Annotated in this window: 23 protein-coding genes; 8 read left to right on the top strand and 15 right to left on the bottom strand. The window is 71.1% G+C overall.

All coding sequences use genetic code 11. The annotated features are described in order from the left end of the window. The first annotated feature begins 66 nt into the window (after window positions 1-66). Window positions 67-2382, top strand: a complete 2316-nt coding sequence (locus tag ACZ6TV_RS02270) for an AbfB domain-containing protein (protein ID WP_465294417.1) — start codon at window positions 67-69, stop codon at window positions 2380-2382. Window positions 2383-2431: 49 nt separating this feature from the next. Here the strand turns inward: ACZ6TV_RS02270 and ACZ6TV_RS02265 are convergent, their stop codons facing one another. Genes ACZ6TV_RS02265 through ACZ6TV_RS02255 form a run of 3 tightly spaced genes read right to left on the bottom strand, consistent with a single transcriptional unit; the run spans window position 2432 to window position 5396 of the window. Further along, window positions 2432-3751: an ABC transporter permease gene (locus ACZ6TV_RS02265; protein ID WP_465294415.1), complete on the bottom strand. Its 1320-nt coding sequence runs from the start codon at window positions 3749-3751 to the stop codon at window positions 2432-2434. Continuing rightward, a complete protein-coding gene (locus ACZ6TV_RS02260) occupies window positions 3748-4422 on the bottom strand; it encodes an ABC transporter ATP-binding protein (protein WP_465294413.1) in 675 nt (224 codons plus the stop codon). The genes ACZ6TV_RS02265 and ACZ6TV_RS02260 overlap by 4 nt, the downstream gene beginning before the upstream one ends. Continuing rightward, window positions 4419-5396: an efflux RND transporter periplasmic adaptor subunit gene (locus ACZ6TV_RS02255; protein WP_465294411.1), complete on the bottom strand. Its 978-nt coding sequence runs from the start codon at window positions 5394-5396 to the stop codon at window positions 4419-4421. The genes ACZ6TV_RS02260 and ACZ6TV_RS02255 overlap by 4 nt, the downstream gene beginning before the upstream one ends. 177 nt (window positions 5397-5573) lie before the next feature. On the opposite strand from ACZ6TV_RS02255, the gene ACZ6TV_RS02250 reads away from it, so the two are divergent. Continuing rightward, window positions 5574-6641 (top strand): hypothetical protein, encoded by a 1068-nt coding sequence (locus ACZ6TV_RS02250; protein WP_465294409.1) that lies wholly within the window; start codon window positions 5574-5576, stop codon window positions 6639-6641. 50 nt (window positions 6642-6691) lie between these two features. Here the strand turns inward: ACZ6TV_RS02250 and ACZ6TV_RS02245 are convergent, their stop codons facing one another. From ACZ6TV_RS02245 to ACZ6TV_RS02230, 4 genes are all read right to left on the bottom strand, one after another. Next, the gene (locus ACZ6TV_RS02245; protein WP_465294407.1) at window positions 6692-8614 is read right to left on the bottom strand and encodes an IPT/TIG domain-containing protein; all 1923 of its coding nucleotides are present in this window, start codon (window positions 8612-8614) and stop codon (window positions 6692-6694) included. A gap of 101 nt (window positions 8615-8715) precedes the next feature. Beyond that, window positions 8716-9786, bottom strand: coding sequence for a hypothetical protein (locus ACZ6TV_RS02240; RefSeq protein WP_465294405.1), 1071 nt, complete (start codon window positions 9784-9786; stop codon window positions 8716-8718). Continuing rightward, window positions 9783-10268, bottom strand: coding sequence for a SigE family RNA polymerase sigma factor (locus ACZ6TV_RS02235; protein ID WP_465294403.1), 486 nt, complete (start codon window positions 10266-10268; stop codon window positions 9783-9785). The genes ACZ6TV_RS02240 and ACZ6TV_RS02235 overlap by 4 nt, the downstream gene beginning before the upstream one ends. A gap of 49 nt (window positions 10269-10317) precedes the next feature. Continuing rightward, on the bottom strand, window positions 10318-11154 hold the full coding sequence (locus ACZ6TV_RS02230) for an SDR family oxidoreductase (protein ID WP_465294401.1): 837 nt from the start codon (window positions 11152-11154) through the stop codon (window positions 10318-10320). 80 nt (window positions 11155-11234) lie between these two features. On the opposite strand from ACZ6TV_RS02230, the gene ACZ6TV_RS02225 reads away from it, so the two are divergent. After that, complete coding sequence (locus ACZ6TV_RS02225) at window positions 11235-11603, top strand: winged helix-turn-helix transcriptional regulator (RefSeq protein WP_465294399.1); 369 nt, start codon at window positions 11235-11237, stop codon at window positions 11601-11603. On the opposite strand, the gene ACZ6TV_RS02220 is transcribed toward ACZ6TV_RS02225, so the two are convergent. Then, window positions 11600-12289: a hypothetical protein gene (locus ACZ6TV_RS02220; RefSeq protein WP_465294397.1), complete on the bottom strand. Its 690-nt coding sequence runs from the start codon at window positions 12287-12289 to the stop codon at window positions 11600-11602. The two genes, ACZ6TV_RS02225 and ACZ6TV_RS02220, sit on opposite strands and share 4 nt — an antisense overlap. 142 nt (window positions 12290-12431) lie before the next feature. On the opposite strand from ACZ6TV_RS02220, the gene ACZ6TV_RS02215 reads away from it, so the two are divergent. Further along, on the top strand, window positions 12432-13103 hold the full coding sequence (locus tag ACZ6TV_RS02215; RefSeq protein WP_465294395.1) for a DUF1963 domain-containing protein: 672 nt from the start codon (window positions 12432-12434) through the stop codon (window positions 13101-13103). Window positions 13104-13636: 533 nt separating this feature from the next. Here the strand turns inward: ACZ6TV_RS02215 and ACZ6TV_RS02210 are convergent. From ACZ6TV_RS02210 to htpG, 6 genes are all read right to left on the bottom strand, one after another. After that, window positions 13637-16513 carry a DUF5682 family protein gene (locus tag ACZ6TV_RS02210; RefSeq protein ID WP_465294393.1) on the bottom strand — a complete coding sequence of 959 codons (2877 nt, stop codon included), beginning with the start codon at window positions 16511-16513 and terminating at the stop codon, window positions 13637-13639. After that, window positions 16510-17625: an ATP-binding protein gene (locus ACZ6TV_RS02205; protein WP_465294391.1), complete on the bottom strand. Its 1116-nt coding sequence runs from the start codon at window positions 17623-17625 to the stop codon at window positions 16510-16512. The genes ACZ6TV_RS02210 and ACZ6TV_RS02205 overlap by 4 nt, the downstream gene beginning before the upstream one ends. A gap of 9 nt (window positions 17626-17634) precedes the next feature. Then, window positions 17635-19137 carry a vWA domain-containing protein gene (locus ACZ6TV_RS02200; RefSeq protein ID WP_465294389.1) on the bottom strand — a complete coding sequence of 501 codons (1503 nt, stop codon included), beginning with the start codon at window positions 19135-19137 and terminating at the stop codon, window positions 17635-17637. After that, complete coding sequence (locus ACZ6TV_RS02195) at window positions 19134-20504, bottom strand: hypothetical protein (protein WP_465294387.1); 1371 nt, start codon at window positions 20502-20504, stop codon at window positions 19134-19136. The genes ACZ6TV_RS02200 and ACZ6TV_RS02195 overlap by 4 nt, the downstream gene beginning before the upstream one ends. After that, window positions 20504-20962: a hypothetical protein gene (locus tag ACZ6TV_RS02190; protein ID WP_465294901.1), complete on the bottom strand. Its 459-nt coding sequence runs from the start codon at window positions 20960-20962 to the stop codon at window positions 20504-20506. The genes ACZ6TV_RS02195 and ACZ6TV_RS02190 overlap by 1 nt, the downstream gene beginning before the upstream one ends. Window positions 20963-21210: 248 nt before the next feature. After that, entirely contained in the window at window positions 21211-23049 is a 1839-nt protein-coding gene (gene htpG / locus ACZ6TV_RS02185) for a molecular chaperone HtpG (RefSeq protein ID WP_465294385.1), read from the bottom strand. 65 nt (window positions 23050-23114) lie between these two features. On the opposite strand from htpG, the gene ACZ6TV_RS02180 reads away from it, so the two are divergent. Genes ACZ6TV_RS02180 through ACZ6TV_RS02170 form a run of 3 tightly spaced genes read left to right on the top strand, consistent with a single transcriptional unit; the run spans window position 23115 to window position 24951 of the window. Next, window positions 23115-23444: a YciI family protein gene (locus ACZ6TV_RS02180; RefSeq protein ID WP_465294383.1), complete on the top strand. Its 330-nt coding sequence runs from the start codon at window positions 23115-23117 to the stop codon at window positions 23442-23444. Beyond that, window positions 23441-24607, top strand: a complete 1167-nt coding sequence (locus ACZ6TV_RS02175) for an RNA polymerase sigma factor (protein WP_465294381.1) — start codon at window positions 23441-23443, stop codon at window positions 24605-24607. Before ACZ6TV_RS02180 ends, ACZ6TV_RS02175 begins: the two co-directional genes overlap by 4 nt. Before the next feature lie 32 nt (window positions 24608-24639). Next, window positions 24640-24951, top strand: coding sequence for a DUF5808 domain-containing protein (locus tag ACZ6TV_RS02170; protein ID WP_465294379.1), 312 nt, complete (start codon window positions 24640-24642; stop codon window positions 24949-24951). Here ACZ6TV_RS02170 and ACZ6TV_RS02165 read toward each other — a convergent pair. Further along, window positions 24938-25873 carry a helix-turn-helix transcriptional regulator gene (locus tag ACZ6TV_RS02165; RefSeq protein WP_465294377.1) on the bottom strand — a complete coding sequence of 312 codons (936 nt, stop codon included), beginning with the start codon at window positions 25871-25873 and terminating at the stop codon, window positions 24938-24940. The genes ACZ6TV_RS02170 and ACZ6TV_RS02165 overlap by 14 nt on opposite strands. 53 nt (window positions 25874-25926) lie before the next feature. On the opposite strand from ACZ6TV_RS02165, the gene ACZ6TV_RS02160 reads away from it, so the two are divergent. Next, on the top strand, window positions 25927-26583 hold the full coding sequence (locus tag ACZ6TV_RS02160) for an alpha/beta fold hydrolase (protein WP_465294375.1): 657 nt from the start codon (window positions 25927-25929) through the stop codon (window positions 26581-26583). Window positions 26584-26622: the final 39 nt, after the last annotated feature.

The raw sequence follows: 26622 nt of genomic DNA, 5'->3' as shown, positions 1-26622 counted from the left end.
TGAGGGATCCCCACGGATCAGCCTCGGCCGCCACCGGGGCTGACGCATACCTCGAGGAGCCCCTCTGTGAAGCTCTCCAGATGGTTCGCGCTGGCAGTGGCACCGTTGCTGGCCACGGCGGGCACCGTGATCGCCACGGCGAGTCCCGCGAGCGCATGGACCCCCAAGACGCCCCCGATGACCACGCCGTGGACGAACTCGGTGCCCACGACGAACCCGCTGCCGGAGTACCCCCGCCCGCAGCTGACCCGCACCGACTGGCAGAACCTCAACGGCATCTGGGACTTCGCGGTCACCGGGAGCGGTCAGACCAGCCCGCCGGCCACGTTCGGTGAGCAGATCCGGGTGCCCTACCCGGTCGAGTCCGCGCTGTCCGGCATCCAGCGCAAGGTCACGGAGAACGACAAGCTCTGGTACAAGCGGACCTTCACGGTCCCGTCGGGCTGGGCCGGCCGCCGGGTGCAGCTCAACTTCGGCGCGGTCGACTGGCAGACCACCGTGTGGGTCAACGGGACCCAGGCCGGCGCGGTCCACAGCGGAGGCTACGACGCCTTCACCTACGACATCACGGGCCTGCTCAACGGCGGCACCAACACGATCATCGTCGGCGTCTACGACCCGACGGACGCGGGCAGCCAGGCGGTCGGCAAGCAGCGCCGCAACGACGTGCTCCCGCACGCGGGCGGCGGCATCTTCTACACCGGCGCCTCCGGCATCTGGCAGACGGTCTGGCTGGAGCCGACCCCGACGGCCAGGATCACCCGCGTGGACCTGGTCCCGAACCTGTCCAACAACACCCTGTCGGTCAACGTGCAGGGCGCCGGGCTGTCCGGCAACACCGTGACCGCGACGGTCCTGTCCGGGTCGACCCAGGTCGGCACCGCCAACGGCAACCCGGGCTCCGCGTTCAGCGTCCCGGTGCCCAACGCGCACCGCTGGTCGCCCAGTGACCCGTTCCTGTACAACGTGAAAATCGACCTGAAGAGCGGCTCCACGGTGGTGGACTCGGTCGGCAGCTACGCCGGCATGCGCTCGATCTCGGTCGGCAACGTCAACGGCAAGCTGCGCATCCTGCTCAACGGCCAGTTCGTCTTCCAGTCCGGCACGCTGGACCAGGGCTACTGGCCCGACGGCATCTACACCGCGCCGACCGACGCGGCCCTGCGCTCCGACCTTCAGGCGCACAAGGACCTCGGCTTCAACATGGTCCGCAAGCACATCAAGGTCGAGCCGCAGCGCTGGTTCTACGCCGCGGACCAGCTCGGCCTGCTGGTGTGGCAGGACATCCCCGCCATGCCGACCGGCAAGAACCCGACCACCGCCGCCCGCACCCAGTGGGAGGCCGAGTACGACCGCATCATCGACCAGCACCGCAGCTCGCCGTCGCTGGTCATGTGGGTCAACCAGAACGAGGGCTGGGGCCAGTACGACCAGGCCCGCATCGCCAACGAGGTCAAGGCCTACGACCCGTCCCGCCTGGTCAACAACATGAGCGGGGTCAACTGCTGCGGCTCCGTCGACGGCGGCAACGGCGACGTGATCGACAACCACATCTACGTCGGTCCCGGCTCCACCCTGCCGACCGCGACCCGCGCCGCGGTGCTCGGCGAGTTCGGCGGCCTCGGCCTGAAAGTGGCCGGCCACGAATGGTCGCCGGGCAACGGGTTCAGTTACGAGGACCAGGGCAACGCCACCAACCTCAACAACCGCATCGTCGGCCTGTACGACCAGATCCGCACCGGCGGCATGCCGGCGGGCCTGTCGGCGTCGGTCTACACCGAGATCACCGACGTGGAGAACGAGAGCAACGGCTTCCTCACCTACGACCGCCAGGTGATGAAGGTCGACGTGGCCCGGTTCCGCGCCGCGAACCAGGCGCTCATCAACGCCTCGACCAACCCGCCGCCGCCGGCGACGCTGCCGACCAACGTCTACAAGTCGTTCCGGGTCGTGACGCCGTGCTGCACCACCCGCTACATCCGGCACCAGAACAGCCTCGGCTACACCGAGGTCGTCGACGCCAACAGCAGCACGCTGCTGAAGCAGGACGCGACCTGGCGGATCGTGCCGGGCCTGGCCGACTCGTCGTGCTACTCGTTCGAGTCGCGCAACTACCCCGGCCAGTACCTGCGGCACCAGGCCTTCCGGGTGAAGCTGGCGGCGAACGACAACTCGGCGCTGTTCAAGGCCGACGCCACCTGGTGCGCCCAGCAGGGCAGCGGCGGGGTGCGGCTGACCGCCTGGAACTTCCCCGGCCAGTTCCTGCGCCACCGGGCGTCGGAGCTGTGGCTGGCGACGCCGGGCGGCCCCAACGCGTGGGACAACCCCACGACGTTCACCGAGGACACCACGTGGTCCGTGGACAACCCCTGGGCCCCGTAGTTTCTCCTCACCAGGAAGGGGCGCCCGTTTCGGCGGGCGCCCCTTTCGCTTACGCGCGCATGACGGTGGCGATCGGGATCCGGGCCGCGCGGACGGCCGGGATCAGGCCGCCGAGCAGACCCGCGACCAGGCCCGCGATGACCCCGGCGACACCCGCCTGCCAGGGGAAGCTCACGTCCTGCAGCTGCGGGATCCGCGAGCCGAGCAGGCCGGCGCCGACGTCGAGGGCGAGCACCCCGACGCCGATCGCGGCGCCCGCGGTCAGCAGCCCGGTCAGCAGCGTCTCGGCCAGGACGATGCCGGCCAGCAGGACCCTCGGCGTGCCGACCGCGCGGCGCAGCGCGAACTCCTCGACCCGCTCGCCGACGGTGGCGAGGCCGACGTTGAGGATGCCGGCGACGCCGATGAGCAGGACCAGCCCGGCCATGCCGAGGAAGATCCAGCGGATGATCGCCAGCTCGCCCGCGATGTTCTTACGCTCGTTGATGGTCTGGATCTGCAGCATGTCCTGGGGTACGCCGAGCGCGGTCAGCTTGCGCATGACGAGGGCCTCGGTCTCCCCCGCGCCCGGGGCGAACATCAGCTGCAGGCCGGGGCCGTACATCTGGTTGGCCACCGGCTTCGGCATCCAGTTGCGCATCTCGTCGACCCGCACGTAGGCGGTCGGCTGGGAGTTGCCGTCGTCGATGACACCGACGATGCGCGGCGTCGGGTTGGCGGTCGCGCCCTCGACCCGCATCTCGGCGGGGATCCGGTAGCGGCTGAAGCCCTTCGCCGCCTCCTTGTTGAGCACCAGCCGCGGTGAGTAGGACGGGTCGCCGCCGAAGTCGAGCCAGTCGCCGGCGACCGGGCGGAACGGGCGGAACTGCCGGATGTCGCCGGTCAGGCCCTGCAGCACGAGCTCCACCGCCTGGCCCCTGGGCTGTTGTGCCTCGGGCTCCATGGGCCGGCACGCGCCGGTCATCGGGTCGCAGTAGACCTGCATGCCCGGGCCGTAGTAGCCGCCGTCGGTGTTGTCGAACGGTGCGGCGCCCTGGTTGATCGGCAGCACGTTCGGCTCGCCGATGATCGCCTGGTAGCTCATCATCCCGACGACGCCGGGCCGGCCGGCCACGGTGGTGAGGGCGGCGTCCATCGCGTCCGCCATCGACGGTACGTACAGCTGCCGGGTGCCGTCCTTGCCGACGTGCAGCTCCAGGTCGGCAAGGCGCAGGGTCTTCGCCGTCTCCGCGCCCGCCTGGACGGTGACGACCGCCAGCACGCCGAGGAACAGGCTGATCATCGACAGGAACGTGCGCAGCTTCCGCGACCGGATGCCCTGCGCACCGATGATCAGCGCGGAGCGGAGTCTGCCCGAAAGCCTGATCATGTGAGTACCCCGTCGGTCAGGGACAGCACGCGCTGCATCTTCGCCGCGTGGGCATGGTCGTGCGTGACCAGGATCAGCCCGCAGCCGCGGTCGGTGGCGGCGCGCATGACCTCGATGACGAGGTTGCCCGTCTCGGTGTCCAGCGCCCCGGTGGGCTCGTCGGCGAGCAGCAGCTTCGGCTGCCGCACCAGCGCCCGGGCCACCGCGACACGCTGCTGCTCGCCGCCGGACAGCTTGGCCGGCCGCTGCTTGGCCAGGTGGGCGATACCGACCAGGTCGAGCGCCTCCATGACCCGGGCCCGGCGGTGCCTTCGCGGCAGCCAGCCCTGCCCGTTGACCAGCGCCATCGCCACGTTCTGCGCGGCGGTGAGGTGCTTGAGCAGGAAGAATCGCTGGAAGACGAAGCCGAACCGGGCGCTGCGCAGGGCGGCAGCCTTGCGTTCGGGGATGCGGGCCAGGTCGCGGCCGTCCATGAAGTACTGCCCGCCGTCCGGCCGGTCGAAGAGCCCGATGAGGCTCAGCAGGGTGCTCTTGCCGGAGCCGGAGCGGCCGAGGATCGCGACGCTCTCGCCGGGCTCGACGGTCAGGTCGACCCCGTTGAGGATCAACCGCGGCTCCTGCTGGCCCTTGAGCGTCTTGGTGATGCCCTGCATCTCGATGAGCGGGTTCATTTGCTGAACCCGGGCATGGGCTCTTGGTTCTTGGCGGCCGGCAGGTTGGGGCCGGGGACCGCGACGGTCTCGTCGCCGGTGAGGCCGCCCTTGATCTCGATGACCTTCCCGTCGCTGAGACCGAGCGTGACCTCGACCGTCTCCTTCGACTGGTCGGGCTTGATGACGTCGACCTTGCCCTTGCCCTGCGAGCCGGCGACCGCCTCGACGGGCAGGACGAGGGCGTTCGCGACGCGGGCGGTGATCACCTCGACGGTCGCTGCGGCGCCGTTGATCGCTTTGACGTCGGCCGGCGGTACGCACACCAGGCGCATGCCCGTCGGCTCGGAGGGCTGCTGCTGCTGGCCGACGACCCTCGGCGGGGCGGCCGTGGGCTGCGCCGACGGATTCGCTGTCGGGGTGACCGGCTCCGGGATCGTGCCGGCGGGCAGCGCGGCGAGCGTGCCGAGGACCGTGCACGGGAACGGCCCGGGGCCGCTCTTGATCTGCGCCTGCACCGACTCGAGCTTGTCCGAGATCTGGTACGCCTGCGATCCGTCGATGTCCGCGACGACGCCGTAGCCGGCCTGCTTCGCCGAGACGATCGGCATGCCGACGGTCACCTTGGACCGGTCGTCGACGAGCCGGCCGCTGAACGTGGCGCCGGCGGGCACCTCGATGGGCGTGGCCTTGCCGCCGGCCCAGATGTTGGCGACCTTGGTGGGCTTGGTCGGTGTGCTCGTCGACGCCTTGACGTCGAGATAGCGGATCTCCCCGTCGATCGGGGCGACCAGGCCGAACGTGGGACTCAGCTGCACCTTGCCGGTCAGGCTCACCTTGTTGGCCAGGTCCTGGCGGGTCGGCTTCACCGTCGTCATCGTGACGCCCCGGTCGGCGAGGCCGGGAGTGCGCACCTCCTCCGCGCCCGACGCCGTGCAGGCGCCCAGTGCACTCAGTACACCGGCCGCAGCCACCGCGAAAAGGATTCGTCGCATCCGGGTCCACCCCCAGCAAGGATCGAAGTCCGGCAAAGGGTAGCGGTCGTTCGGGTGAGGCGATGCCCCGTCAAACGATTCACCCGGGTGAGGAAATGTACTGAACACGACAGCGTTTCCGTGCAACCAACGGCACAGTGGTTACGTCGGCATCGACCAACATCGATTGGAGCACGGATGCTCAGAAGACTGCTCGCCGTCGCCACCGCCATGGTGACGGCAGCCCTCCTCCTCCCCTCCGTCCCCGCGCAGGCCGCCACTCCTGACCGCTGGGGTTTCGCGTACGTGAAGGACCCCACCATCACGGTGTGGAACACCCTGCCCATGAACTACCAGTGGGGCAGCTGGAAGACCTTCGCCCCGGCCGCCTGGGCCGACGGGATCAAGGTGACCACCGGCCGCTACCTGGTGCGCTTCCCGCAGATCGGCGTCGCCTCCTCCCGCGGCATCCCGCACGTCACCGCGGTGAACCCCGACGGCCGCTTCTGTGAGGCGGTCCGCTGGAACATCTCCGGCGTCGACGAGATTGTCGAAGTCCAATGCTTCAAGCCCGGCGGCGTGCCCATCGACACGCCGTTCACGGTGCTCTGGACGCTGAGCTCGGGCGTGGTACCCGCCGCGAACACCTACGCGTCCGTGCAGTCCACTTCGCTGGGCGCGATCGTGCAGCAGTACAACTCCACCGGCGGACCGGTCAGCGTCAGCCCGTCGTCGCCCGGCTACTACACGGTGCGCTTCTCCGGCGTCGGCTCGCTCGGCGCGCAGTCCGGGAACATCCAGGTGACCGCCGTCCAGCCCAACGCGCAGGCCCGCCGCTGCAAGGTGGCCCGCTGGACCTGGTCGGGCACCGACGTCATCGCGCTGGTCGCCTGCTACAACCCCGCCACCGGCGCCCTGATGGACTCCGAGTTCGTCGCCTCGTTCCACCGGCAGCGGGCGGTGACCGCGAACGTGCCGGCGTACTTCGGCTACGTCTCCAACGCGTTCGCCGGGCAGACCAACTTCAACAGCGTCTACGGCTTCGGGTTCAACTCCATCGGCGGCATGGTCATCAAGTATCCGGACCTGCACCAGAAGGAGACGCACTCGCAGGTGACCGCGTTCGGCGACACGTCGAACTACTGCGGCCTGGAGAAGCTGTGGAGCGACGCCGGCGGGACCGCGCTGGTGACCATCGCCTGCTTCACCAACGCCGGAGCGCCGGTCAGCGACCGCTGGCTGTCGACGTTCACCTCGCGCATCTGACCGTCCGGCATTGAGGGGGAGGGCGCGTCGCGCCCTCCCCCTCAACCGCGTCAGACCTTGTAGGTGAAGGTCGACGCCGTGGCAGCTGCGCTGGTGCCACCCTTCGTGATGACCTGGACCTGGACGGCGCCCGCGGGGCGCGGCGGCAGGTAGACCTTGAGCTTGGTGTCCGACAGCTTGACGAAGGAGACGTTCGCACCGTTGGAGAGCACCCGGTCCACGGTCATGAAGTTGGTGCCGGAGACCTCGACCGTCGTCCACGCCTTCGTGCCGCCGGTCGACGGGGTCACCGCGCCCACGGTCGGCGCCGGCGGCGCGACGTAGGTGAACGGCGCGGCGGTGCCCTCGACGGTGCCGCCGGCGGTGGTGATCCGCACGGTCACCTGACCGGCCGCGTGCACCGGCATCGTCACCTTCAGCTGGGTGTCGGAGACCCGCTGGTACAGGGCGCTCACGCCGCCGACGCTGACCGCCGTGACGCCGCCGAGATTGGTGCCGGTGACGACGACCGGGGTGGTGGTGTAGGTCGGCCCGCTGGTCACGCTCAGCGAGGCGACGGTCGGCGCGGGCGGGTTGACGATCGCCAGCTTGTCGGCCGCGACGGTCGCGCTGGTGCCGGACGGCGTCACCACCGTGACGTCGTAGATGCCGGGCGTGAGCTTCGGCGGCACGGTGAACGCGACCGAGGTCGGCGTCATGACCTTGACGTTGGTGGCGGCGTTGGCGCCGATGCGGACCGCGGTCGCGCCGTCGAGGTTCGCGCCGGTGATGGTGAGGACGGTGCCACCGACCGTGCTGGCGCTCGCCGCGCTGAGGCTGGTCACGACCGGCAGCGGCGGCTGGTACAGGAAGCGCGCCTGCGAGTTCAGCGTGCTGACCCCGGCGGCGTTGGCCACCGTCACGTCCACGGCGCCCTTGGCGTGCGGCGGCGACGTGGCGACCAGGGTGGTGACCCCGTTCGCCTCGACCTTGCGGAACTGGGCCACGGTCTCGCCGAACTTGACCGCCGTCGCGCCGGCCAGGTTGCCGCCGGTGATCGTGACCTCGGTGCCGCCCGTGATCGGGCCGCGGACCTGCGACAGCGTCGACACCGACGGCCGGGGCACGGTGACCTTCGACGGGGTGGTCACGCCGCTGACGGTGTAGGCGGCCTGCACGCTGGTGTTGACGAACGCCCACGCGAGGTGCGCGTCGCCGGCGGCGCCCCACGCGGTGCCCCACTGGTTGCGGATCCACACGCCCTCGGCGTCGTACGCGTACGCGGTGACCATGTGGCCGCCGAGGTTGGTGCCGGTGGTCGTCTTGTAGAGGCTGTTGCCGGTCAGGTACATGAAGTCCTTGTAGACCGGCATGCCGATGGCGACCGGCGAACCGGCGGCGATCGCCGTCTCCACCGCGAGCTGCCCGGCGTTGCCCTGGTTGGCGCCGGTCCACAGCGTCGTCCACTTGGCGACCTTGTAGTTCTTGGCGTTCTCGATCTCCGCGGCGGTCGGCGGGACCGAGTAGTTGGTGGTGCCCTGGACGTAGTCGTCCTGCGTGTCGACGCCGTTGGTGGCGGCCTCCGTGAGTGCCTTCTCCGGCACCAGACCCGCGTTCGGCGCGCCACCCTTCTGCACCGCGCGCATGTAGAGGTACAGCGGCGCGTACGGGGCACCGACGGCGCCGTCGCGCTTCGCGTAGTAGCCCATGAGCGAATGGGCGATGGTCCAGGCCACGCACGAGCCGATCTGGCCCTGGTCGCCGACGGCCGGGAGGTTGGCCTTCAGCGTCGCGCTGTCCGGAAGCGCCGCCGACACGCCGATCTTCGCCTTCGCGGCGACCCGGGTGGTCGGCGCGGTGAACCCGCCGACGGCGTGCGGCAGCACCGACGGGGTGGTGGCCGCGGCGGCGGGGGTCACCGCGACGAGCGAGCCACCCACCGCCATCAACAGGCCGAAGGCTGTGCGGACGATCTTCTGTGATCCAGGGCGCATCCGTGCTCCTCAGGGGTCGGTGACCGCGACGTGCCTGCCATCGACCCCCTCGGCGGGAGCATGAGGTGTTGCCGCGAACCCCGGCCGGTCGGATGACAGGGCTACGGGATGTCAGCGACCTGGATCGATTCGCTCAACGGGTGCCCGCCCGGTGCGGGCAGGCGCACCCAGGCGACCCGCACCGTGCCGCCGGCCCAGCCGACGCCGAGCACGCCTTGTCCCTCGCCCACCTGCAACACGTAGCCGCTGCCAGTCGCGACGTTGATCATCGCGACGCGCACCGTCCCGGCGTTGTCGCTCATCGCGACGGCGAGCGTCCGGCCGTCGGGCGACAGCCGCATGGCCGGCATGCCGGTACAGGTGGAGAACTGCGCACCGAACAGCGCCTTCCCACCGTCGAGGCTGACCGCCGTCAGGTCGCAGGAGTCCAGCCGGACGGAGATCAGCAGGTCGCCCTGGATCACCATGCCGTGCGTCTGCGGGTCGGGCGCCTGGACGTCGAGGCGGCGCTCCGCGCCGGTGGCGAGGTCGTGCGCCATGACGCGGCCGGGGGTCCGGTACAGGTAGGCCGTGGTCTCCGTCGCGCCGAGGAGCTGGACGTCCTCGCCCTGCACCCGGACCTCGCGCTGCTGGGTGACCTGGCCGCCCGGGGCCAGGACCAGGAGGCGGATCGCGTAGCCGGTGACGTCGGGGCCGTCCTCGCGCTGCTCGCCGGGGCGGAGGTCTTTGCCGCCCAGCACCACGGAACGGCCGTCGCCGAGCGGGATCCAGGACCGGATGTCGTCGACCGCGGTGGCCGGCACCGGGGTGGTGACGATCCCCGCACTGTCGCCGAGCTCCAGCAGCGCCCGGACGTCAGGCACGGTGGCGTAGTCGCCCGACTTGTTCGGGCCCAGGATCGGGCCGGCGTCGAGCCTGATCCGCTCGGCCTTGACCGCCGTCTGCGTCTGACCGGGCTGCACCTGTTGCGGTTCCCGGCTCTTCTCCGGGGCCAGCGTCACCGTCGCGGCGGCCACCCCCGCTACCGCCGCCACCATTGCCAGCGCCGCGGCACCTCGGCGGCGCCGGCGGTTGCTCCGGTGCCGTCTGAGCACGGTTTCCAGGTCCGAGCTTTTCATCGGTACCGCCGCAGCGGCCCGAAGCACGGTGTCCTTGATGTCGTCGGTGGTCATTGCTGCTCCTCGCCCAGGGTCTGGCGCAGCTCGGCGAGGCCGCGCGCCATCCGGCTCTTGACCGTGCCCTCGGCGATGCCGAGCACGGTGGCGGTCTCCACGGTCGACAGGTCCAGCAGGACCCGGCAGACGATCACGGCGCGCTGCGGCAGCGGCAGCCGGCGCAGGGCGGCGAGCGCCCCGGCATGCGTGTCCGGCCCCTCCTTCACGCCGTTGGCCGTGTCCGTGCACGGCAATGGGCGCTCCCGCCGGACCTTGCGCCACCAGGAGGTGGCCCAGTTGAGTCCGACGCGGAACGCCCATCCGCCAGGGTTGTCGTGGTCACGGACCCGGCCCCAGTGGGCGTAGGCGCGTGCCATCGCCTCGTCCGCGGCGTCGCGGGCGAGATGCGCGTCGCCGAGTGTCACGGCGAGCGCACGGTAGAGCCGGTCCGCCTCGGCCCGGTAGAACGACTCGAAGTCGCCGGGCGGTGCGGCTGTCATCACTGGCGTCCTCACAGCACGTACACGCACCGGGGCGCCGTCGCGTTCCCTACTTCTTCGGCAGTGCCTTCGCCACCGCTTCGGCGAGTGTGGTGGTCGGGCGGCCGGTCAGGCGGGACAGGTCGCCGCTGACCAGGTCGAGGCTACCGTTCGCGATCGACGTGTCGGCCGCGGCGAGCACGCGGGCGAACCCCTCCGGCAGCCCGAACCCGATCAGTGCCTGCGCGTAGTCGGCCTCGGGCAGGTCCTGGTAGGCGACCTTGGTGCCGGACTGCGCGGTCACCTCGGCGGCCAGGTCCGACATGGACATGGTCGCGTCGCCGCCGAACTCGTAGACCTTCCCGGCGTGCCCCTCACCGGTCAGCACCGCCACCGCACCGGCGGCGAAGTCCTCGCGGGTCGCGGCGGCGATCCGGCCCTCACCGGCGGCGCCGAGGATCACGCCGTGCTCCAGCGCGGCCGGCAGGCTGCCCGCGTAGTTCTCGAAATACCAGTTGTTGCGCAGGAAGGTGTACGGCAGCCCCGACGCGACGATGAGGTCCTCCGTCGCCTTGTGCTCGGGCGCGAGCGGGTTGCTCGACGTGTCGGCGCTGGTGATGCTCGTGTACACGATGTGGCCGACCCCGGCCTTGACGGCGGCGTCGACGACGGCCCGGTGCTGCGCGATCCGCTTGCCGGTCTCGCTGCCGGAGATGAGCAGCAGCTTGTCGGTGCCCTCGAACGCCGGCACGAGCGTCTCCGGCCGGTCGTAGTCGGCGTGCACGCTCTTGGTGGTGGCCTTCGTGGTGTCGCGGACCGCGGCGACCGCGGTGATGCCGTGCTGCTGGAGCCCGTCGACGACCAGGCGGCCCAGTTGGCCGGTGGCGCCGGTGACGGTGATGGTCATGAGAACTCCCTCGTCCTGGTTACTCTCTCAAAGTAAGCACTAACTTATAGAAAGTGCAAACCTTGAGTTACCGTTGTCTCATGTCGTACGAGGGGCTGGTCTTCGACGTCTTCGCCAGGAACTGCACGTCCCGCCCGGTCATGGACACGGTGGCGGGACGCTGGGGCATCCTGTCCATGGCGGCGCTGCTGGACGGCACCCACCGGTTCAACGAGCTGCGCCGCCGCGTCGACGGCGTGAGCGAGAAGATGCTGTCGCAGACGCTGCACGCCCTGGAGCGCGACGGCCTGGTCGTGCGCACGGTGCAGAGCACCATCCCGCCCCGCGTCGAATACAGCCTCACCGACCCCGGCCGCAGGGTGGCCACCAAGCTGCTGGAGCTGATCGACCTCGTGGAGGCCGAGATGCCGGCGATCTCCGCCGCGCAGGCCCGCTACGACTCGGCCTAGGTGCTCGCGTGATGCTCCAGCAGGTCGGCGACCCGTAGCAGCGGCCCGATCTGCGCGGGAATCCGCTCCGGCGCGCCGATCCGGCCCTGCTGGAAGGTCAGCAGCTCGTTGCCCTCCACGCTCCAGTCCGGCAGCCGCCCGGCGACGTGCTCCGCGACCAGCGGGCCGCCGATCACCGCCCTGACCAGGCTCGGGTCGCTCGCGTTCACCCGGTACGCGCTGTCGAAGGCCTCATAGCCGATCGCGGTCGCCTTGTCGCCGAACAGCGACCGCCACAACTTCGACCCGCCGCCACGCCGGTGCACGGCCACCGTCGGCCGCGGCATCCGTAACCGCACCACCACCGCGACGTGGTGATGGGTGGTCGTGGTCGTCTGCGTCGCCCCATTGGCGTCCGTCGAGGTCGACGACGTCGTGTACGAATAATCGGCGATGCTCACCGGGTGCCCGCCGACCGTGCCGAACAGCGCGAGCGACACGCCCCGCCGGTTCCTGCCCGGCATCCGCCGCCCCCAGTCGACCTGCGGCCTCTCCACGACCTGCCAGCCGTTGTGCTTCGCCCAGAGCCGCAACGCGTCCCGCCGCGCCCGCTCCCGCCGCGCCGACACCACCGCCGCGACGACGATCAGCGCGACCGCCGCGCCGAAACAGACGACGACGCTCACCGCAATCGCCGAGGCATCCATGCGTCCCACGCTAAAGTCCCGATGCCAGTTCTGCTTTTCCGCTGTCGTTTTTGTCGGTGTCTCTGTCGTTGTCCGAGTTGGTGTCCGAGTTGGTGTCTGAGTCGGTGTCGGTGTCTTGCCTGTGTCTTGTCGAGGATCACGTATGCACCTGTTCGAGTCCCTGATCGAGCCGGCGGCCTCGCTCACCGTGATCCCGGCAGCGGTCGCCACCCGGTCGCACCGCTACGGCGGGCTGCCCGGGCTGCCCGACGGGACCGACTGGCCCGCGTACGCCGGCAGCCCCATGGCCCTGCTCGCCCGCCTCGAATGCGCCGACCTCGCCGGCCTGCTGCCCGAGACGTGGACCCTGCCGCGCACCGGTGAGCTGCTCTTCTTCCACGAGGAGTCCTTCACCACCGGCGAGTCACCCGACAGCGGCTGCCGGGTCCTGCACGTCCCCGCCGGTCTGCCGCCCCGCCCGGCCCCGCCCGGCGTGCAGGTCGTCCCGCCGCTGCACCTCGCCGCCGCCCGGGTCGCCTCGGTCCCGCCGTACGACGCCCCGGCCCTCCACGACGCCTTCACCACCGATCCGGTCGGCGCGATGAACGCCCGCGAGCTCGCCGAGGACGCCGCCGGCCGGCCACCCCGCCACCAGGTCCTCGGCTGGCAGCGTGACGCGTTCCTGCACCTGCCCGGCCTCCGCCCGCTGCTGCAGCTCGAAGCCGAGCCGGGCACCGCCTGGGGGGAGGTCGTCAACGTCTCCTTCTGGCTCTCCGAGGCCGACCTCGCCGCCGGCCGCTTCACCGCCGCCCGCCGCTACCTGGAAACCGCCTGACCCCCACCGCCGTCACCCCGGCACCGCCCAGCCGCCAACGCGGCCACCTCTAACCCCAGCCGGCCCCACAACCGCTACCCGGGCACTGCCTGGGGCCCGCGGTACTGCCTGGTCCCATCGGCACTGCCTGGTCCCACCTGCGCCGCCTGGCCTCCACCGCCGTCACCCCGGCACCGCCCAGCCGCCAGCGCGGCCACCTCTGGCGCCAGCCGGCCCCACAACCGCTACCCCGGCACCGCCTGGTCCCGCCGGCGCTGCCTGGTCCCACCTGCGCCGCCTGGCCTCCACCGCCGTCACCCCGGCACCGCCCAGCCGCCAACGCGGCCACCTCTAACCCCAGCCGGCCCCACAACCGCTACCCCGGCACCGCCTGCCCGCGCCGCGGCTACTTCGGCACCGCCTGCTTCCCGCTGCCGCTTCCCGCCCCGGCCGGAGTGCCGCGCCTGGCCGCCGGGCCTGGTCGTGGCGGCGCCCGTGGCGGCGTTCCGCATGAAGGACCCTGCCCTCATGCGGAACACCTGGCCTCGCGGCGGCTATCCCACCGTCAGCAGCGCCTCCAAGGCTTCCGCCGTCTCGGGGTGGGCGGCGAGCAGGCTCCGCACCGCGGACTGCCCGGTGCCGGAGGCTGCCACGGGCACATCGAGGTCGAGCCAGCCGGGGCCGGCCGCACCGTCGCCGGCGACTCCCAGCAGTTCGGCGACCGCGTCGCAGGCCGAGGGGTGCCCGGCCAGCAGCCGCATCACCGGCACCGCCGCTTCCCGCCGCTCGGACCCCTCCCCGGCTGCGCCACTGACGGCCCTGGAGCCCGACCCGGCGGCGCCCGGTCCTCCCACGCCGGCGGCCCATGGCGGGACCCAGGCGTCGACGGCGGGCAGGGTGGCGGGGAAGGTGCGGCCCGCCTCGCGGATCAGGAGCGGGACCAGCTCTCCCGCCTGGTCGCGCAGCGTCGTGATGAGCGTCGGGAGCCATGGCAGCAGGACCGGGTCGGGCAGGTGCGCGAACGCGTCCGACATCACCTCGACCACGAACGCGGCCAGCTTCGGCACCGGCTCCAGCGCCTGGACGAAGCCGCTCAGGTACTGCGGGAACGTCGGCACGACGAGCGGGTTGCGCAGCAGCTCGGCGCACCTGGCCCGCAGGTCCGCCAGCGGCAGCAGGCCGAGCTGGTGCTGCGCGGCCCACAGCAGCGCGACCTTCGCCGGCGACTCGGGGTGTGACTGCCGGACGGCGAGCTCGAGCTGGGCCCGGTCGCAGCCCAGCGACAGCGCCAGGCCCTCCATGGTGAAGAGGAAGCCGAGCATCGCGCCGACCTGCCGTACGCCGGTCTCGTCGTCCACGAACGCCGTCGGCAGCAGGGTGCAGTAGTGCGCGTAGCCGGCGGTGACGAACGAGCCGCACCACGCGGGCAGCTCCGGCTCGGTGGCGCGGTAGTGCGCGAGGAGCCGGCGGATGCGGCGCAGGACGTCGGGTGCGTCGTCGACGGTGCGCTCGGCGGCGAGCAGCTCGACCGCCCGCGCGCCGAGCTCGTCGGTGAACCTGCGGCTGCCGAGGAACAGGATCGAGTCCTCGACCGCGCGCAGGGCGACGGCCGCGGTCGCGTCGGGTGCGTAGACGGACCGCCGGAGCCTGCGCTCCACGACCTGCTCGACGGTGACACCCTCATAGCCGAGTTCGATGATGTACCGCTGGTGCCTGCCGATCGCAAGATCCCAGCTCTCCTGGATGGACTGCTCGCCGAGCCGCCGTGCGCCCATGATCGGCCGGACGGCGCCGTCGGGTAGCAGGTACCGCAGCATCCACAGCAGATGCGAGCAGGGCCCGAGCTCGGGCCGGCCGTTGAGGTCGAGCAGTGCCCGCTGGACCGTGCTCTTGCGCAGGTCGAGACCGATCGGGGTGAGCCGGTCGTAGACGTCGCGGGCCAGCGGCGGCAGGGCGTCGTAGCCGACCTGGCCGACGCGGTCGCCGCCGAGCAGGATCTCGCAGAGCCGGCGCACGTCCCGCCTGCCCGGCGTCACGTCCTTCTCGATGCAGGTGACCGCCGCGTCCTGGAAGTCGTACGGCGTGGGCCGGGCCCGGTTGCGCATCCCGGCGAGCAGGATCGAGGTCTCGAAGACGGCGATCGCGTCCGCGGTGCTGGCCAGGTAGCCGTTGCGGCGGGCCAGCCGGACGATGTCGACGCACCAGCCGAGCAGCTCCTCCTCGTCGAACCCGTGCAGGTCGGGCGGGCTGGCCAGGAACTGGGTCAGCTGGTCGGCGACCGGGGCGGCGCCGACCGCCGCCGCGGCCGGCTGCGCGGCCCGCTTCCGGCTGCCCCGCTGGCCTTCCAGCTGGAAGGTGGCGAGCTTCGTCCGGCTGACCGCCTTCGCCCACGTCGCCGCGGCGATCGACACCGAGCCCGAGGCGAGCCCGAACTGGCCTTCGATGGCGGAGTGGCTGGACGGGATCAGACCGTAGAGCCACTTCGTCGCGGTGCGCGGGGTGATCTCGAACGGCGCCGCGTCCGGCCCGGTGCCGAACTGCTCGACCCGGCTGGCCGCGTGGAAGGCGCCGCACACGTACAGGCAGTCGGCCCGGTCGACGCCGGACGTGGCGAGATGCTCCCGCATGCGGGTCCACATGTAGCGCTCACGGTCCTCGTCGACGGTGACCCGCTCGGCGCTGCTGGGCGCCAGCCGCCGGAAGAGGCTGCCGATGAGCACCATGACCTGCCGGTACGTCGCGTAGTCGGCGTCGACGAGCGGCTGCTCCACATACTGGTCCCACCACTCCGACCAGTGCCGCACCTTGCCGTGGTGCAGCAGGTGCGCCTCGAGCTCGGCGAAGCGCGGCCGCAGGTCGCCGATCTCGATGCCGACCGCGTCGCCGTGCAGCGCCCCGGCGTCGTCCTCGTCCGCCGCGTCGGCGTCCGCCGGCTCGCCCTCGGCCGCGGCGCTGTCCGTGCGCGGCTGCCACTGGAAGACGTGGTCGGTGGAGCGGTCGACGAGCACGAGCTCGACGCCGGGCGTGTCCAGCGCATAGGCGATGGCCTGATACTCGGCCGACGCCTCGGTGATGGGCGCGATGACGCTGAGCGGCCCCCAGTCCTTGGGGAACGTGTCCAGGTCGGACGCGAACGCCTGCAGCGCCACCGGCAGCCGGCAGTTGCGCAGCTCCGTCAGCAGCGGGGTGAGGTCCTCGCACAGCTCCAGGTAGATCACCGTGGGCTGCTTCTCATGCAGCCTGCGGACCATGGCGAGGGCGGACGCCGGCGAGTGGTGGCAGACCGGGAAGATCTCCAGCTCCTCGCGCAGCGCCCGGTCGACGTCGTCGACGATCCCGGAGAGGATGCCGGGCACGGCGCCCGGCGAGCCGGCGAACGCGGTCGCCGCCTCGACGAGCTGCTGCCGCAGCGCCCCGAACGGCTCACTCATGACAAGGTGGCGATCGCCTCGCGGCCGCCCTCGAGGAAGGCCGGCCACTCCCCACCGTCCTGCTTGCTGCGCGGCTCGACCACGCCGTGCCAGTACTTGTTCAGGATCGCGAGGTCTTCCGGGGTACGCCGGGCGAGCGAGCCGACCAGCGAACCGGCGAGCGTCTGGGCGCGCAGGGTCCGGTCGCCGAAGAACGTGCTGTGCAGGATCGCGTCCTCCAGCACGCCGATCTGCTCGGCGGTCGACAGCGCCGACTCGAGCTTCTCGTCGTCGCTGGTCGCCGACGCCGCCGCGGTGCGCAGGTCGGCGAAGCTCTGCAACAGGATGTCGAGCAGGTTGGGCGGCACGTCGAGCTCGATGCGGTGCCGCCGCAGCAGCTCGGTCGTGCGGAACCGCACGATCTCCGCCTCGCTGCGCTTGTTGGTCACGACCGGGATGCGCACGAAGTTGAACCGCCGCTTCAGCGCCGACGACAGGTCGTTGACCCCGCGGTCGCGGCTGTTGGCCGTCGCGATGATCGAGAAGCCGGGCTGCGCGAACACGATGTTGTCGTCGTCGAGCTCGGGGATCGACACGTACTTCTCGGACAGGATCGAGATCAGGGCGTCCTGGACGTCGCTGGTCGAGCGGGTCAGCTCCTCGAACCGGCCGATGACGCCGCGCTCCATCGCCGTCATGATCGGCGACGGGATCATCGACGCCCGGGACTGGCCCTTCGCGATGACCATCGAGACGTTCCACGAATACTTGATGTGGTCCTCGGTGGTGCCCGCGGTGCCCTGCACGACGAGCGTCGAGTTGCGGGAGATCGCGGCGGACAGCAGCTCGGCGAGCCAGCTCTTGCCGGTGCCCGGGTCGCCGATGAGCAGCAGGCCACGGTCGGAGGCGAGCGTCACGATGCTGCGCTCGACGAAGCTCCTGTCGCCGAACCACTTCTGCGACACCTCACGGTCGAGGCCGTCGGCGCGCTCGGAACCGAGCACGAACAGGCGGACCATCTTGGGGCTGAGCCGCCACGAGAACGGCTTCGGCCCGTCGTCGATCGACTCGAGCCAGTCGAGCTCCTCGGCGTACTTGACCTCGGCGGGGGCGCGCAGCATGTCGTCGGTCATGTCGGTCTCCTATGCGAGGAAGTTCTTGAGTTCGGTGACGAGCTTGCGGATGTGGCCGGACAGCACCGGCGCACCGAGATCCTTGAACCGCTGGCGGAACCACGGGTTGACGCTCTGCTGGCCGCCGCTGCTGACGGAGCCGACCGGGATGAACTTGACCCCTGAGCGGTGCATCGCCTGCATCGAGTCGAACAGCGGCTGCGACTGCGACTCGTAGAAGTCCGAGATCCACACGACGACGGTGTTGCGTGGGTCGGCGACCTTCGGCTGCGCGAGCGCCATGGCGACCGTGCCGTCGGTGCCGCCCCCGAGCCGGGTGCGCAGCAGCACCTCGAACGGGTCGTGCACCCACGGCGTCAGGTCCAGCGCCCGCGTGTCATACGCGATGAGATGCACGTCCACCTTCGGCAGCCCGGCGAAGATCGAGGCGAGGATGGTGCAGTTGACCATCGCGTTCACCATCGAGCCCGACTGGTCGACCACCACGATGAGCCGCGCCGGCGTCGTGCGCTTCGCGGTCTGCTTGTAGAAGAGCCGGTCCACGTAGAGCCGCTCGTCCTCAGGGCTCCAGTTGGTCAGGTTCTTCCAGATGGTGCGCTCGAGGTCGAGGTTGCGGTAGACCCGCTTCGGCGGCACCGACCGGTCGATGACCCCGGCGCTGCTCTGCTGCACCTGCGTGCGCAGCACCTCGGCGACCTCGTCCACGAACCTGCGGATCAGCGCCTTCGCGTTGGCGAGCGCGACGCCCGACAGGTTGTCCTTGTCCCGCAGCAGCTGCTCGATGAGCGACATGCTCGGGGTGAGCTGCTTGGCGAGGGCCGGGTTGGCGAGCACTTCGCGCAGGTGCATCCGCTTGACCAGGTCACCCTCGAGGCCGCCGAGCACCCCGGCGAGGCCGCCCGAGTTGGGCCTGCCGCGCAGCTCGCCCGGATCCATCCCGAGCGCCCGCTCGAACCAACCCGCGTCGGCCTGCCAGTTGGCCAGCTGGGTGGCACTCACGTTGCCGCTGCCGGTGGCGAACACGTTGATGAGCAGCTTCGACACCAGCGCGGCCCGCCGCACCTCGTCACTGCGGCTGTCCCCACCGGCGACACCGCCGCCGGGCGAACCGCCGCCGGGCGAACCGCCGCTGCCGCCGGCGTGGACGGTGACGGTGCTGGACCCACCGCCGCTGCCAGGAGCGCCGCTAGCGAGGTCACCACCACCGCCGTGACCGAAAGCACCGCCGTTGCCACCGCCGCCGTTGGCAGGGCCGCCGCCGTTGCTGCCGGTGCCGCCGGAGCCCGGGTTGTCTGCCGCGGGGGTCATGAGGCCGTCGAAGGCGGTGGCGAGGTCGGGGTGGCGCTGGACGAGGTTGTCGACCGAGACGCCCGGGTCGAGCAGGGCCGCGGGCAGGCCGATGTCCTCGACGATGGCGAGGCTCGCCGACTCCAGGGCCTGCTGCTCGTCGGCCTCGAAGACGCGGGCCAGCATGCGCCAGTAGAGGACCTGGCGGCGGTTCTCGTCGCTCATTTGCGCAGCAACCTTCCGGCCCGCTCGCGCAGGACGGCGACCGCGTCGCCCGCCGCCGCGGCCGCCTTGACCACCTTCGGGTCGGTGGGGCCGAGCGCCCAGTCGGTGGTGTGCACGGCCACGGACTGGCGCTTGGCCGAGGTGAGGACCGCGATCGGCTGCAACGACCAGGCGCCGGCGTCCCAGCGGAGCAGGCCGATGCAGGCCTGCGAGGTGGCGACGAGCTGCGGGGTCAGCGGGCCGCACGACGGCAGCCGGGTGGTGTCGACGGCGATCGTCGCCTCGCCGATCGTGAACGCGCCGTCGGTGGCCTTGTAGCCCTCGACGAGGACGGGCTCGGCGAGGCGGGCCGGGTGGCGCTCCAGCGGCGGCACCGCGGGTGCGGCGGCGGTGGGCAGCAGGACCCGGGCCGTGGCGAAGGGGTCCGCCTGCGGGCCGGCCTTGGCCCGCGCGTCGCTCCAGACGAGGTCGCCGCTGTCGAGCAGCGGCATGTCGGTGACGTCGAGGGTGAGCCGCTCCGCGAGCGCGCCGAGCAGCACCGGATGCGCCGCGAACAGCCGCCAGACGGCGGGGCCGACAATGGTGTCGACCTTGGGTGCGGCGACGCTGGTGCGCACCAGCCGCGGGGCGCCCGGCGTCTCGAGGATGCCGTGGATCTGGACCTGCACGGCGGTGGCGTGCTCGTGGACGTCGGCGCCGAGCAGCAGCAGGCGGCCGGTGACCGGCTCGGACGGGGTGGTCAGCCCGCCGTCGTGGGTGAGGAGCATCGCGCGGCTCCACAGGTCGCCCCAGCGGCGGACCGGCAGCCGGTCCATCGTCGCGATCGGGCTGCACGCGCGCAGCTCGGCGGCGAGCCCGTCGAGCAGGGTCGCGAGGCGCCGCAGCCGCGGCTCGGCAAGGGCCGCGGCGATGATCTGCCCCGCGGCGGTGACCAGGTCGTGGTCGACGCCACGCCAGCCGGTGATGGCGAGCTCACGCAGCCAGGACCGGCTGCCCGCCAGCAGGTTGCCGGCGGTGGCGGCGTCCCCCACGCGGCCGGGCCACGGCAGCCGGGTGCGGCCGAGCGCCGTGTCGGCCTGGCTCAGCAGGCCGTCGTGGACGGCACCGAACAGCGCCGACCGGGCCCCGGCCAGCACGAGCAGGTGCTCGTCGGAGATCGATCCCGCCGCGATCTTGCCGACGGCCTCGGCGACCCGGTCGCGCAGCGGGCTGCCGGAGAACGCGTCGGCGAGGCCGTCGAACGCCGACGGTGCGACGCGGGCCAGTCCGTCGACGAGCCCCTGGTCGACGCAGGAGACGAGGTCCAGTGCCTCGCCGACCCCGGCGGCGGGGTCGGCGAGGAGGGCGCTGAGCTGGGTGGGAAGCATCAGCGGGCCGCCCCGACCGACGGGAACCAGTGCAGCTCGGGCACGGGCAGCGTGGTGTCGGGCAGCTCCAGATAAGCGAGGTGCCGCAGGAAGCTGCTGAACACGGTCGCCGCCGGGGACGGCTCGTGGTGCGCGCGGAGCCCGGTGGCCAGGCTCACGCCCTGCTCGACCTCGATGCGCAGATAGCGGGCGACCCGGTCGGCGCCATATTGCAGGACCGCCTCGTCGAGCAGCGCCTGCAGGTGCTTGCACGGATAGGAGCCGCGCAGCCCGCCGCAGGGCCGGTTGTTGTTGGTGCTGCAGCTCAGCCCGTGGCTGCCGGCACCGATCGAGGAGACATAGACCCGCTCCACGTCGGAGCCGCTCGACACGACCCCCTGCAACCGCCCGTCGGCGAGCTCGACGAACGGCACCTTGGCCAGCTTGCGGGGCTTCACCGGCGGGATGATGGGCATCACCGAGCGCCGCTCGGCATCCACAGGGTCCACAGCCATGACCTCCAGCGTCGGATGATCCTTGACGCCGGTAGTTCTACAGCATCGGTACGACAAAATTTCCGACGGCCACGTTCAGGCAGTTCGGAACACCTTCGGGCCGGCAAAACCATTCATCAGGCTCGATATTGTCGCTGGATGCGGCGGCGACGCGCCCGGGCACGTCGCCGCCGGATCAGATCAGGCCACCCGCTACGCGGGCTCCAGGACCATCACAACGTCCGCGCCAGGCGGTCGGCGACCAGGCGGGTGAAGTGGGCCGGGTCCTTCAGCTCCCCGCCCTCCGCGAGCAGCGCGACGCCGTAGAGCAGCTCCGCGGTCTCCGTGAGATCGGAGGCGCCGGCCGCGAGCGCCGAGCGCAGGCCCGTCACCAGCGGATGCGACGGGTTCAGCTCCAGGATCCGCTTGGTGTGCGGCATCTCCTGGCCCATCGCGCGGTACATCTTCTCCAGCGTCGGCGTGATGTCGTGCTCGTCGCCGACGATGCACGCCGCCGAGGTGGTGAGCCGCGAGGAGAGCCGCACCTCCTTCACGTCGCTCTCGAGCTGCTCGCCGAGCCAGGTGAGCAGCGGCGCGAACTCCTCCTGCTGCTCGGCGGGCGTCTCCGAGGCGCCGAGGTCGACCTGACCCTTGGCGATCGACTGCAGCGGGTGGCCGTCGAACTCGGTGATCCGCTCGACCCACACCTCGTCGACGGGGTCGGTGAGGATCAGCACCTCGTAGCCCTTGGCGAGGAATGCCTCCATGTGCGGCGAGTGCTCGACCATCGCGCGCGACTCGCCGGTCATGAAGTAGATGTCCTTCTGGTCCTCCTTCATCCGCGACACGTAGTCGCGCAGCGAGGTCAGCTCGCTGGACGCCGTCGACGGCAGGAGGAGCAGGTCGAGCAGGGTGTCACGGTTGTCGGTGTCGTCGATCAGGCCTTCCTTGAGCGCCCGGCCGAACTCGGCCCAGAAGGTGCGGTACTTCTCGGACTCCCGCAGCTCCGTCAGCGTCGACAGGACCTTCTTGACGAGTCGCCGGCGCACCACCTGGATCTGCCGGTCCTGCTGCAGGATCTCACGGGAGATGTTGAGCGACAGGTCGTGCGCGTCGACGACACCTTTGACGAATCGCAGGTACTGCGGGGTCAGCGCCTCGCAGTCGTCCATGATGAAGACGCGTTTCACGTACAGCTGCACGCCGTGCTTGCCGTCGCGGCTGAACAGGTCGAACGGCGCCCGCGACGGGATGAAGAGCAGGGCCTCGTATTCGAACGTGCCCTCGGCCTTCATGTGGATGGTCTCGAGCGGGTCGGTCCAGTCGTGCGAGACGTGCTTGTAGAACTCGTGGTACTCCTCGTCGCTGACCTCGCTGCGGGGCCGCGCCCAGAGCGCCTTCATCGAGTTGAGCGGCTCGTCCTTGCCCTCCACGCGGATGGGCCACGCGATGAAGTCGGAGTAGCGCTTGACGATCTCGCGGATCTTGTGGTCCGCGGCGTAGTCGTGCAGCTGGTCGTCGGTGTCCTCGGGCTTGAGGTGCAGCGTCACGGACGTGCCCTGCGGCGCGTCCTCGACGGGCTCGATCTCATACGTACCCTCGCCGGTGGACTCCCAGCGGGTGCCGCCGGTCTCGCCGGCCCGCCGGGTCACCAGCGTGACCTTGTCGGCGACCATGAACGTCGAGTAGAACCCGACGCCGAACTGCCCGATCAGCTCCTGTTTCGCAGCGGCGTCCTTCGACTCGCGCATCTTGCGCAGCATCTCGGCCGTGCCCGACTTCGCGATCGTGCCGATGAGCTGGATGACGTCGTCGCGGGACATCCCGATCCCGTTGTCCCGGACGGTCAGCGTCCGGTCCTCGGCCGAGACCGCGAGCGTGATGTGCAGGTCGGAGGTGTCGGCCTCCAGATCCTTGTCGATCATCGACTCGAGGCGAAGCTTGTCCAGAGCATCGGATGCATTGGAGATCAGTTCCCGCAGGAAGATGTCCTTGTTCGAGTAGATCGAGTGGACCATCAATTGCAGGAGCTGCCGCGTCTCGGCCTGAAACTCCAGCGTTTCGCTGCTCACGTGAAACCCCTTCCGTGAAGATGCCGCAGAAAAGAATACGTGGGCCCTCGGGTAGAAAGGTGACCATGCCGCAGTACCTGCTCAGCGTGATCGAACCGAGCGAGGGCGAGCCGCCGTCGCCGGACGAGATGGCCGTCATCAACGCGGACGTCGCCGCCTTCGACCTGGCGATGCGCGACGCGGGCGTCTGGGTGTTCTCCGGCGGGCTGCTGCCACCCTCGTCGGCGACCACCGTGCGGCCGGACCTCGTCAGTGACGGTCCGTTCGCCGAGGGCAAGGAGCACCTCGGCGGCATCTGCGTCATCGCGGTCGACGACCTCGACGAGGCCCTCGAGTGGGCGGGCAGGGCGATGCGCGCCACCCGGCTGCCGATCGAGGTCCGGCCGTTTCGATGACGCCCGTCGAGTCGGCGTTCCGGCAGGAGTACGGGCGCGCGGTCGCCGTCCTGGTCAGGATGCTCGGCGACATCGACCTCGCCGAGGAGGCGGTGCAGGAGGCGTTCGCCGCGGCGGTCACCCACTGGGCCGCGCAGGGCCCGCCGCCGAGCCCCGCCGGCTGGATCATCACCACCGCCCGCAACCGCGCCGTAGACCGGCTGCGCCGCGAGGCCAAGCGCGAGGACCGGCACCGGGAGGCGGCGCTGCTGCACGCTCCCGCCGAGGAGGGGCCGGACCTCCTCCGGCTGATCTTCACCTGCTGCCATCCGGCACTGTCGATGACCGCCCAGGTGCCACTGACACTCCGGCTGCTCGGCGGGCTCAGCACCGCGGAGATCGCGCACGCGTTGCTCGTACCGGAGAAGACCGTCGCACAAAGGGTCGTGCGGGCCAAACAGAAGATCCGCGACGCCGGGATCCCCTACCGGGTGCCACCGGACGAACGGCTCCACGAACGACTGCAGCCCGTCCTCGCGGTCATCTATCTGATCTTCAACGAGGGGTACACCGCGAGCTCCGGGGAACAGCTGATCCGCGCGGACCTGTGCGCGGAGGCGATCCGGCTCGGCCGCCTGTTGCACGACCTGATGCCCGCCGAGCCCGAGGTCACCGGCCTGCTCGCGCTGATGCTGCTCATCGAGGCGCGGCGCCCCGCACGGACCGGTCCCGGCGGCGAGCTCGTCCTGCTGCGCGACCAGGACCGCAGCCGGTGGGACGACGGCCTCATCGCCGAAGGCCACCTGCTCGTCAGGCAGTGCCTCACCCTCGACCGGCCCGGTGTCTATCAGCTGCAGGCCGCGATCAACGCCGTGCACACCGATGGACCCGGCACCGACTGGCGGCAGGTTCTCCGCCTGTACGACCAGCTCCTGCACCTTGCTCCGTCACCCGTCGTGGCGCTCAACCGGGCGGTGGCCGTGGCCGAGGTGTCCGGTCCGGCCGCCGCGCTGGACCTCGTCGACGCCCTCGACCTGCCCGGCTACCACGTGTTCCACGTCGTCCGCGGCGAGCTGCTGCGGCGGCTCGGCCGGGAGCCGGAGGCGCGGGAGGCGTTCCGCCGGGCGGCCGACCTGTCCGGCAACGACGTGCAGCGGGCGCACCTTCTGACACGTTCCACTTGAAGAACCGTGACAAGCGGTGGCACGCTCGAATGGTGAACCACGCAGCCTTGGCCGAGCTCCTCGCGATCGCCTTCATGGTCGCCGTCCTCGCCCTTGCGATCGTCGCGGTCCCGGCTCCGAAGCGTCGCGACGGCGGCGACGGGCGCGGGATGAGCGCCGATCCACGCGCGTGGCGCGGCAGCTTCTACGTCAACCCCGACGACCCGGCGATGTTCGTGCCGAAGCGGCAGGGCTCGGGGTGGACGCTCAACTTCGGCCACCGCTACACGTGGCGGCTGGTCTGGCTCACGATCGGCTCCCTGGTCGCGATGGTGGTGCTCAGCACCGCCCTCAACCACGACTGACGTTGCGCTCCAGCCTTCTCGCGAGGGCCGTCACCTCCTCCCGTAGCGCGTCGGGGCGCTCGATCGTGAAGTCCCAGCCGAGCCCGGCCAGCATCCGCGCCATCCCGTCGAGGCGCTCGGCGCGGCACGTGAGCAGGACCCCGCCGGGGTGCACGGCGAGGGTGCCGAACGCCGGCGGGACGCGCTGGGCGACCTCCGCGAGCTCGGCCCGGAGCACCACCTCGACCTCGTGCCGGAAGGGTGTCGCCGCGAGGCTGCTGAGGATGTGCCCGACAGGGTCGAAGTCCCCCGGCGGAGTGAAGTGCGCGTCCAGGCCCGTAATGCGCTGGATCCGGTCGATCCGCAGCGTGCGCACCTCGCCGCTGCGATGGTCGTGGCCCGCCGTGTACCACCGTCCGTTGTGGACGACGACGCCGTACGGGTCGAACTCCCGCTCCGTGTCCTCGTCCTTCCACGACCGGTAGGTGACCCGGACCCGCCGGTGCGCGCGGGTGGCCTCACCGAGGGTGAGCAGGTGCCCGGCCGGCGGCATCACCGCCGTCTTCTCCAGGTTCGTGAAGCCGAGCGTCTCGCGGACCGCCTGGACCCGTTCCCTCAGCCTGGCCGGCAGGACCCGCTCGACCTTCGCGAGCGCCGCCGGCGCCGGCATGCCCTGCCGAGCGGCGGTGAGCAGGCCGAACACCACCGACACGGCCTCGTCGTCGGTCAGCATCAGGGGCGGCAGCTTGTAGCCGGGCATCAGCCGGTAGCCACCGTATCGGCCGCGGTCCGCCTGTACGGGCACGCCGAGGTCGACGAGCGTCGTGGCGTACCTGCGCACGGTGCGGCCGTCGACCTCCAGCCTTCTGGCGAGCTCCGGGCCGGTCAGGCCGGGCTGCGCCTGGAGCAGCTCCAGCAACGCGAGGACTTTGCCCGTCGACATCTGCTCTTTTTATCAGGGCGGGATCCGCCCGGTTTCGGTTCTACGGTCGTGGCATGACGCACTTCATCCTGGTTCCCGGTATGTGGCTCGGCGGTTGGGCCTGGGACGCGGTCGCCGCGCCGCTACGGGCCGCGGGCCACGACGTGACCGCGCTGGACCTCGACCTCTCCGCGGGCGCCACCCTCGACACGCACATCTCGCAGGTGACAGCCGCCGTGGGCGACGCCGCGGAGGTGGTACTGGTCGGGCACAGCTACGGCGGGCTGCCGGTCCGCGGTGCGGCCGATCGGGTCAAGGTCGCGCGGGTGATCTACGTGGACAGCGGCCCCCTGCCCGACGGCGTCGCGCAGGCCGACGTGTCACCCCCCGGCGACACCGACGGCGTCTTCATCCCGCCGCCGTCGTTCGACCCGGCCGACGATCCGGCGCAGTTCGCCGGCCTGACCCCCGCCATGTTCCAGCGCGCCGTGCCACACCCCCTGGCCAGCGCGTTGTCGCCGCTGCGGCTCTCGTCCACCGCCCAGCCGCCGACCGACCTGATCTGCACCACGTTTCCGCTGGCGGTCGTCCATCAGATGATCGACAGCGACCACCCCTTCTTCGCCGGCCTGGACCGCAGCGACTACCGCGTTCACGAACTCCCCACCGGCCACTGGGCCATGCTCAGCCGCCCGTCCGACCTCGCGGCGCTGCTGATCCAACTCTCATGATTTTTCTTTCCGCTGGTCCGGGCACGTATTGACGGTGTG

It is taken from the genome of Dactylosporangium sp. NPDC051087 (assembly GCF_055586325.1).
This window is presented reverse-complemented; position numbering and strand designations above follow the sequence as displayed.

Bases quoted from the DNA above. Each gene is read 5' to 3' on its own strand.
- ACZ6TV_RS02220 (WP_465294397.1), bottom strand. From the start codon at position 12,289: ATGGATGCCTCGGCGATTGCGGTGAGCGTCGTCGTCTGTTTCGGCGCG.
- ACZ6TV_RS02215 (WP_465294395.1), top strand. From the start codon at position 12,432: ATGCACCTGTTCGAGTCCCTGATCGAGCCGGCGGCCTCGCTCACCGTG.
- ACZ6TV_RS02260 (WP_465294413.1), bottom strand. From the start codon at position 4,422: ATGAACCCGCTCATCGAGATGCAGGGCATCACCAAGACGCTCAAGGGC.
- ACZ6TV_RS02235 (WP_465294403.1), bottom strand. From the start codon at position 10,268: ATGACAGCCGCACCGCCCGGCGACTTCGAGTCGTTCTACCGGGCCGAG.
- ACZ6TV_RS02240 (WP_465294405.1), bottom strand. From the start codon at position 9,786: ATGACCACCGACGACATCAAGGACACCGTGCTTCGGGCCGCTGCGGCG.
- ACZ6TV_RS02205 (WP_465294391.1), bottom strand. From the start codon at position 17,625: ATGACCGACGACATGCTGCGCGCCCCCGCCGAGGTCAAGTACGCCGAG.
- ACZ6TV_RS02230 (WP_465294401.1), bottom strand. From the start codon at position 11,154: ATGACCATCACCGTCACCGGCGCCACCGGCCAACTGGGCCGCCTGGTC.
- ACZ6TV_RS02250 (WP_465294409.1), top strand. From the start codon at position 5,574: ATGCTCAGAAGACTGCTCGCCGTCGCCACCGCCATGGTGACGGCAGCC.
- ACZ6TV_RS02265 (WP_465294415.1), bottom strand. From the start codon at position 3,751: ATGATCAGGCTTTCGGGCAGACTCCGCTCCGCGCTGATCATCGGTGCG.
- ACZ6TV_RS02245 (WP_465294407.1), bottom strand. From the start codon at position 8,614: ATGCGCCCTGGATCACAGAAGATCGTCCGCACAGCCTTCGGCCTGTTG.
- ACZ6TV_RS02165 (WP_465294377.1), bottom strand. From the start codon at position 25,873: ATGTCGACGGGCAAAGTCCTCGCGTTGCTGGAGCTGCTCCAGGCGCAG.
- ACZ6TV_RS02175 (WP_465294381.1), top strand. From the start codon at position 23,441: ATGACGCCCGTCGAGTCGGCGTTCCGGCAGGAGTACGGGCGCGCGGTC.
- ACZ6TV_RS02255 (WP_465294411.1), bottom strand. From the start codon at position 5,396: ATGCGACGAATCCTTTTCGCGGTGGCTGCGGCCGGTGTACTGAGTGCA.
- ACZ6TV_RS02225 (WP_465294399.1), top strand. From the start codon at position 11,235: ATGTCGTACGAGGGGCTGGTCTTCGACGTCTTCGCCAGGAACTGCACG.
- ACZ6TV_RS02200 (WP_465294389.1), bottom strand. From the start codon at position 19,137: ATGAGCGACGAGAACCGCCGCCAGGTCCTCTACTGGCGCATGCTGGCC.
- ACZ6TV_RS02180 (WP_465294383.1), top strand. From the start codon at position 23,115: ATGCCGCAGTACCTGCTCAGCGTGATCGAACCGAGCGAGGGCGAGCCG.
- ACZ6TV_RS02210 (WP_465294393.1), bottom strand. From the start codon at position 16,513: ATGAGTGAGCCGTTCGGGGCGCTGCGGCAGCAGCTCGTCGAGGCGGCG.
- ACZ6TV_RS02160 (WP_465294375.1), top strand. From the start codon at position 25,927: ATGACGCACTTCATCCTGGTTCCCGGTATGTGGCTCGGCGGTTGGGCC.
- ACZ6TV_RS02195 (WP_465294387.1), bottom strand. From the start codon at position 20,504: ATGCTTCCCACCCAGCTCAGCGCCCTCCTCGCCGACCCCGCCGCCGGG.